The following is a 6,533-nucleotide window of genomic DNA, read 5'->3' on the forward strand; positions in this document are numbered from 1 at the left end:
TGCGGCCGGGGATGGTGGCGACGCGCGCGGAGATGGCGGACATGTTGCGCGCGATATCGTCGGCGAGCTGGATCACGCGGCTGGCCTTGATGCCCGGCGCCGGTTCGAGCTCGTACATGGTGACGACGGGGCCGGGGCGGACCTCGGTGATCTGGCCACGGACGTGGAAGTCGTCGAGCACGGACTCGAGCAGGCGGGCGTTCCGCTCGAGCGCGGGGCGGTCAACCGCGCCCTTGGGGGCGGGGGCTGCCGGCGTCAGCAGGTCGAGCGCCGGGAGCTTGAAGGCGGCGTTGGTGTCGACGGGCGCGCGCTTGGGGACAGCGGGCATCGCGGCGGGTGAGGAGCCACGCTCGGCGATGGTGATGGCGTTATTGGGAGCGGGGCGATCCGGCTTGGGCGCGCGGTCGGCGACGGGGCGGCGGGTGAGTTCGAGGGGCTCGTCGCCCGGCTCCCCGGCATAGGCGTCGGCGAGGCGGGCGCGGCGGGTCGGGCGCGAGCGGCGGGCGAGCTCGGCCCAGTCGATCTCGACCGCGCGGCCCCAGACGATCGCGCCGGTCAAACCGGACAGGACGCCGAACGCGACGAGGGTCCACCATTCGGCCTGGGTGTCGCCGATGAAGCTCGTCGCCCACTGCGCCGCGCCCGTCAGGCCGAGGCCGACGACGCCGCCCCAGCCGGCGGGGAGCGCGAGCACCGAGTCGTCGGACACGGTCGCGAAAGCGGTCGCCATCAGCGCGACGCCGAGCGCGGAGCCGCGGAGCATCCGAACCCAGTCGCCGGCGGGCAGGCCCTTCCACAGGCGGAGCGCGACAATGGGTACGACGGGGAGGAGGAGCGCGACGGCGGGGCCGAAGACGGTCAGCGCGAGGTCGGCGAACCAGGCTCCCGGCAGGCCGATGAGGTTGCGCGCGGGGCCGCCGCCCGCGGTGTTGATGGCGGGATCGCTCGGCGCGTAGCTCGCCAGCGCGAGCGCGGCTAGGACCGCCAGGAGAAACAGGGCGACGCTGGCGACGAGCGCGCCCGAGCGGACCGCGCCGGCCTTGACCGTCTCACGCCACAGGCCGTCCCGCCTCGCCCGCCCGAGCTGCGCTTGGCTCGCCATCCCCGTACCCCCCGTAAAACCGGTGAAAAGCATCGCGGGGGTAACCTGCGGCGTCAAGGCGGCCGTTGGCGCGCGCGGCCGGTGCGAGTAGGGACGTGGCTGATGAGCACCACCACGCAAGCCGACGTCCTGATCCTTGGCGGAGGGCTGGTCGGTTCGACCTTGGCGCTGGCATTGGCGAAACATGGCGTGAGCTGCGTGGTGGTCGATCCGGCCGATCCGGCTGTGACGCTCGCGCCCGGGTTCGACGGGCGGGCGTCGGCGATCGCGTCGGCGAGCGGGCGGATGCTGGACGCGATTGGGGTGGGGGCGCGGCTGGAGGGGCTGGGGCAGCCGATCGCGTCGATCCGGGTGTCGGACGGGCTCGCGCCGGGGCGGCTCGACTTCACGCCGGACGCGGGGGACGGCGCGCTGGGCGTCATGTACGAGAACCGCGCTCTGCGGCGGGCGCTCCACGGCGCGATGGGCGAAGCGGGGGTCGACCTCCGGATGCGGACGGCGGCGGTCGCGGTCGATCGGGGCGAGCACGGCGTGACGGCGACGCTGGATGACGGCGCGGTCGTGCGCGCGGCCGTCCTGGTCGCGGCGGAGGGTCGGAACTCGCCGACGCGGGCGGCCGCGGGGATCAACGTCGCGCGGTGGGCCTACGACGACGCGGCGATCGTGGGGGCGTTCCACCACGCGCGGCCGCACGAGGGCGTCGCTTACGAGATCTTCTATCCGGCGGGACCGTTCGCGCTGCTGCCGCTGGTCGACGACGCGGACGGGCACCGATCGGCGATCGTGTGGACGGTGGCGGCGAGAGACGCGGGCGGCATGTTCAAGCTGTCGGACCGGGCGTTCCTGCATGAGGCGGGGAAGCGGATGGGCGGGTTGCTGGGCGCGCTGTCGGGGGCGTCGCCGCGCGCGAGCTGGCCGCTGGGGTTCCACCTGGCCTCGCGGATCACGGCGGAGCGGCTGGCGCTGGTGGGCGACGCCGCGCACGGCATCCACCCGATCGCGGGGCAAGGGTTGAACCTGGGCCTGCGCGATGTGGCGGCGCTGACGGAGGTGCTGGTGGAGGGCAAGCGGACGGGCCTCGATCTGGGCGACGCGGCGCTGCTGGCGCGGTACCAGCGGTGGCGCGCGCTCGATACGGGGGCGATCGCGGCGGCGACCGACGGGCTGGCGCGGCTGTTCGGGATACCGGGGCGGTTGCCGAGCGCGGTCAGGCGGTTGGGCATCTCGGCGGTGAACGCGGTCGAGCCGCTCAAGCGCGCCTTCATGGCGGAGGCCCGGGGGGAGGCAGGGGAGTTGCCGGCGTTGCTCAGGGGCGCGCTGGTCTAGCGGACCTCCTCCGTCGCTTCGAGGCCGATTTCCGCTTCGATCCCGTGCTCGCGCACCATGATGAAGGTGCCCGACCAAGCGCCGGGGATCGTCCAGCGGCCGGCGATCTCGGTGCCGTCGGCGTCGACCGCGCCCCGATAGGCGACGGTGTCGTAGTCGCCGTCCCGCTCGTCGTCATAAAGCTTGTTGAAGGTGACCGCCTGGCCCGTCCGCCGTCCGTCGATGCGGGCGGTGACGGTGCCGCCGCGCAAGCCCGGCTCGACGGTGTGACCCGACAGGGTGCCGCCCGCATCATGGAGGGTCGCGGTGAACTCGGTCGGGGGTTGGGCGGCGGGGTAGTTGAAGATGCCGCGCCACTCGCCGCTGAGGTCGTCGGCCGGGTTCACGGGAGCCGCCGGGCTTCCTCGACGAGCATCACGGGGACGCCGCCCCGGACGGGGTAGGCGAGGCCCGCGGCTTCCGACACCAGCTCGCCCGCTTCCTCGTCATAGCGGAGCGGGGTGCGGGTCACGGGGCAGCAGAGGCGTTCGAGGAGCCAGGGGTCGATCATGGGTTTAGGATATCCGTTCGTGCTGAGCTTGTCGAAGCGTCGTCCTTCTCGCGACCGTGGCAAGAAAAACGACCCTTCGACAAGCTCAGGGCGAACGGAAGGGGGAAGAGCTTACTGCAGCGTGACCCGGTTCTCGCCGTCGTGGCGGCCGAAGAACTGCATCAGCTGGATGAGCAGCTCGGCGCGCTCCTCGATGTCGCCCGCCTCCAGCAGCGCCTGTTTGGCGGCGGCGTCGAAGGGGGCGATCTGGGCGATGCCGTTGGTGAGCGTCTGGTCGTCGAGCTTGCCGACCTGATCCCAATCGACCGCATAGCCCGCAGCCTCGGCGAAGCGGCGCGACTCGGCTTCCAGCGAGGCGCGACGGCCGAGCGAGAGCGTCTCGTCGGGGGCGGTCTCGAGCAGTTCGGCCTCGACCTGGCGGAAGAGCGTCGACACGTCGAGCTCGCGCACGACGCGGAACAACGCCACGCCCTCCAGGATCAAATTGTAGCGGCCGTCATCGAGCGCCTCGACCTCGGCGATGCGGCCGACGCAGCCCAGGTCGAACAATTCGGGGCGATCGCCGCTCCCCTTGGGCTGAATCATGCCGATACGGCGGTCGCGCGCCATCGCGTCGGACACGAGCGCCCGGTAGCGCGGCTCGAACAGATGGAGCGGCAGGTGCATGCCGGGGAACAGGATCGCGCCCGGCAGCGGGAAGATCGACAGCCGCGTCACGGCGAGGTCGCGCGTCATCCGAACAGCACCGCGGACAGGCGGCGACGCTGGGCGGAGACCCAGGGGTCGACGAGCCCGACCACCTCGAAGATCTGGAGAAGCTGGGTGCGCGCCGCGCCCTCGTCCCAGTCGCGGTCGGCGGCGATGATATGGAGCAGGCCGTCGGCGGCGGCGTCGCGGTCGCCCGCCGCCATCTGCGCGTTCGCCAGCGTGAAACGCGCGCCGAGATCGCCCGGGTCGGCGTTCACCGCCGCGACGAGCGGGCCGAGATCGTCCACGGGCGGCGCGGTGCGGGCGAGCGCCAGCGCCGCCTGCGCACGCGCGACGCCGGGATCCTTGGCGAGCTCGGGCGGGAGCGCGGCGATGAGCGCCTCGGCCTCCGCGTGTTCGCCCGCCGCGACGAGCGCGCGCAGGCGCCCGGACAGGACGGCGGGATGGTCGGGAGCCATCTCTGCGAGCTGATCGAAGATCGATAGCGCGCGGGGACCGTCGCCGTCGGCCAGCACCTGCTCGGCCATCGCGATCAGCGGTTCGAGCTCGGCCTCGGCGTCGGCCGCTTCCGAGTCGATCGGCAGCTGTTTGAGAAGTTGATCGAGGATGGTCCGCAGCTGCGACTCGGTGCGTGCGCTGGTCATGTCGGCGACGAGCTGGCCGCGATGCATCGCGTACACCGTCGGGATGGTGCGGATCTGGAATTGCGACGCGATGAATTTGTTCTTGTCGGTGTCGATCTTGGCGAGCACGACGCCCTTGTCGGCATAGGCGGCCGCGACCTTCTCCAGGAGCGGGGTCAGCGCCTTGCACGGCCCGCACCATTCCGCCCAGAAATCGATGATGACGAGCTTGGTCATCGACGGCTCGACCACGTCGCGGCGGAAATCCTCCACGGCGGTCTTGTCGGCGGCGCTCATCCCGAGGGTGGTGGCCAAGGCGGTCTTCTCCGTATGCTTGCGTGAAGCTCATGTGGGCCGGACGCGCGGTTTAGCCAAGGGGCTTGGCAAGGGTGGGGACGGCTGCTAACGGCCTGCGCTCACCCGCCCGGTACGTCCCGGGCCCGGCGCCGAGCGGGCGTAGCTCAGGGGTAGAGCACAACCTTGCCAAGGTTGGGGTCGAGGGTTCGAATCCCTTCGCCCGCTCCAGTCTTATTAATAGGTTAGGTAACGCTGTGGTGCTTACCTGGCTTTGTTTAACTGTTCCAGGTAAGCAATAGGTAAGCACCGCCTAGCTCCAGTAGAGCGACCTGTGGCGGGTGTAGGCCTAGCTGAAAGCGAAGACGGCCTTAACTCGCTACGACGGCGCTCGAGAGCACCTGCAGTGCCTCTGTTTACTATCCAGCTCCATGAGCGCACGTTGTCCTAGCCGCACCGTTAAAATAATATCGGGACTCACCGGGCTTCTGCGTTGTGGCCAGGAAAGAGATTGTACCGATTCGCGATGCAGAGCGTAGATATGCAAAACGCAATTCACTCATCGGCGGTGCGGCTACAAACGTCGCCAAAACGTCCATATTGGTGGCCTGCAGCATTGATCTGCCGGTGCGGCCGTGATGTTTTATCAACTAAAGCCAGATGAAGCTTTGATGTTTGCGGGTTGCTTGATCAGTTCATGATCGATGGTACCGTGGACGTCACCATCTAAGATCCGCGTCGGAAGAAGCAGATCGCACAGATAGCAACAGCCCCACTGACGGGTGTGTGCATGGTGTCACTCTGCGACCTTGCCCATTGTCAATGCTGGACGGTTACGCTCCCAGAGGAGAAACCTTGGGGCTAAACCCAACCTTCTGCGATCCTCTAATAGCATAGCTCGGCGACTCTCGTTCCGCAGTCGTCAGTCTAGCTCATCGATTGAATCCGCTGATTCCCAGGACTGAGTAACCTGCCTCAGTCGAGCCGAGCATCGGGTAAGGTGACGTATGGATCGGCCTGCCACCAGTGAGCAGGCGCGGTCATCAGGTGCGGCGCCGCTTTCATCGAACCCCCATTACAAACCAATAAGGGTCAGTAATCTGGGATCACAGAGATCGTTTACGATCCGTTGATGGAGCGGTAACTGGAAAGGAAATGTTATGGGGATCCGATGCGGTAGATTGGTTCTTTCTTCGTCCGTTTCGTGCCTCGGTCTGGTAGCGAGCTCAGGGTACGCTCAGCTCTCGCCGCCGCCTGTACAGAGTTCGCAGCAACGATCCGTCGAGGCTGGTTCGGCACCGTCCATCGCTGAGGGTCAGGGGGAGGGCGTAGCGTCCCAACGAGCCGGCCCCGCTACAGACACCTCTCCTCAGGAGTCCGGCGCGGGACTGGGGGATATCATCGTCACCGCAGAGCGCCGGAGCACGTCTCTACAGAAGACGCCTATTGCCATTTCCGTACTCGGCAACGAGCAGATCGAGCGACAGCGGATCGTCGACCTCAAGGACATCGCAGCGCAAGCGCCCGGGTTCACATTCTCACCGAACCTAAAGACGCAAACGACCTTGTCGCTGCGAGGAGCCGCGTCGCTCGAGGACTCACCCGGTACCGACCAGGGCGTCGCCATCTTCGTGGACGAGATCTATATCGGCCAGGTCGCGACGTTCGATTTCGACCTCTTCAACCTGGAGCGGATCGAGGTGTTGCGCGGGCCGCAAGGTACGATCTTCGGTAAAAACGTCGTGGGCGGCGCGCTGAACATGATCACGCGCATTCCCACCAACACGCCCTACGTGAACGCGGCGGTCACATACGGAAACTTCGGACGCCTGGATGGTCGGGTGAGCGTCAGCGGGCCGCTCGTCGACGACAAGCTTGTCAACCGGCGCGGGATCTTGACCCCGGATCGGCGTCCAACATTGACCCCGCT

7 protein-coding genes and 1 tRNA gene are annotated in these 6,533 nt (G+C 68.3%); 3 read left to right on the forward strand and 5 right to left on the reverse strand.

The features are described from left to right. Positions 1 to 1,102, reverse strand: a 1,102-nt coding sequence (locus ACFE7F_RS15135; RefSeq protein ID WP_375404680.1) for a DNA translocase FtsK 4TM domain-containing protein, incomplete at its 3' end; no start/stop codon positions are given. Positions 1,103 to 1,204: 102 nt separating this feature from the next. Between ACFE7F_RS15135 and ACFE7F_RS15140 the strand changes: the two genes are divergently transcribed. After that, a complete protein-coding gene (locus ACFE7F_RS15140) occupies positions 1,205 to 2,428 on the forward strand; it encodes an FAD-dependent monooxygenase (protein WP_375404681.1) in 1,224 nt (407 codons plus the stop codon). Here ACFE7F_RS15140 and ACFE7F_RS15145 read toward each other — a convergent pair. The 4 genes from ACFE7F_RS15145 to ACFE7F_RS15160 all read right to left on the reverse strand — a co-directional run bounded on the left by ACFE7F_RS15145 (position 2,425) and on the right by ACFE7F_RS15160 (position 4,606). Further along, the gene (locus tag ACFE7F_RS15145) at positions 2,425 to 2,814 is read right to left on the reverse strand and encodes a hypothetical protein (RefSeq protein WP_375404682.1); all 390 of its coding nucleotides are present in this window, start codon (positions 2,812 to 2,814) and stop codon (positions 2,425 to 2,427) included. The genes ACFE7F_RS15140 and ACFE7F_RS15145 overlap by 4 nt on opposite strands. Beyond that, a complete protein-coding gene (locus ACFE7F_RS15150; RefSeq protein WP_375404683.1) occupies positions 2,811 to 2,978 on the reverse strand; it encodes a Trm112 family protein in 168 nt (55 codons plus the stop codon). The genes ACFE7F_RS15145 and ACFE7F_RS15150 overlap by 4 nt, the downstream gene beginning before the upstream one ends. Before the next feature lie 111 nt (positions 2,979 to 3,089). Then, the gene (locus ACFE7F_RS15155) at positions 3,090 to 3,713 is read right to left on the reverse strand and encodes an LON peptidase substrate-binding domain-containing protein (RefSeq protein ID WP_375404684.1); all 624 of its coding nucleotides are present in this window, start codon (positions 3,711 to 3,713) and stop codon (positions 3,090 to 3,092) included. Continuing rightward, on the reverse strand, positions 3,710 to 4,606 hold the full coding sequence (locus ACFE7F_RS15160) for a tetratricopeptide repeat protein (RefSeq protein ID WP_375404686.1): 897 nt from the start codon (positions 4,604 to 4,606) through the stop codon (positions 3,710 to 3,712). The genes ACFE7F_RS15155 and ACFE7F_RS15160 overlap by 4 nt, the downstream gene beginning before the upstream one ends. Positions 4,607 to 4,759: 153 nt before the next feature. Between ACFE7F_RS15160 and ACFE7F_RS15165 the strand changes: the two genes are divergently transcribed. Both ACFE7F_RS15165 and ACFE7F_RS15170 read left to right on the forward strand, forming a co-directional pair. Beyond that, positions 4,760 to 4,834 (forward strand) — tRNA-Gly (locus ACFE7F_RS15165). A 929-nt stretch (positions 4,835 to 5,763) separates the two neighbouring features. Then, a partial coding sequence (locus ACFE7F_RS15170; protein ID WP_375404685.1) for a TonB-dependent receptor occupies positions 5,764 to 6,533 on the forward strand: 770 nt, incomplete at its 3' end.

The sequence above is a fragment of the uncultured Sphingomonas sp. genome, from assembly GCF_964235535.1.
Lineage (GTDB): Bacteria > Pseudomonadota > Alphaproteobacteria > Sphingomonadales > Sphingomonadaceae > Sphingomonas.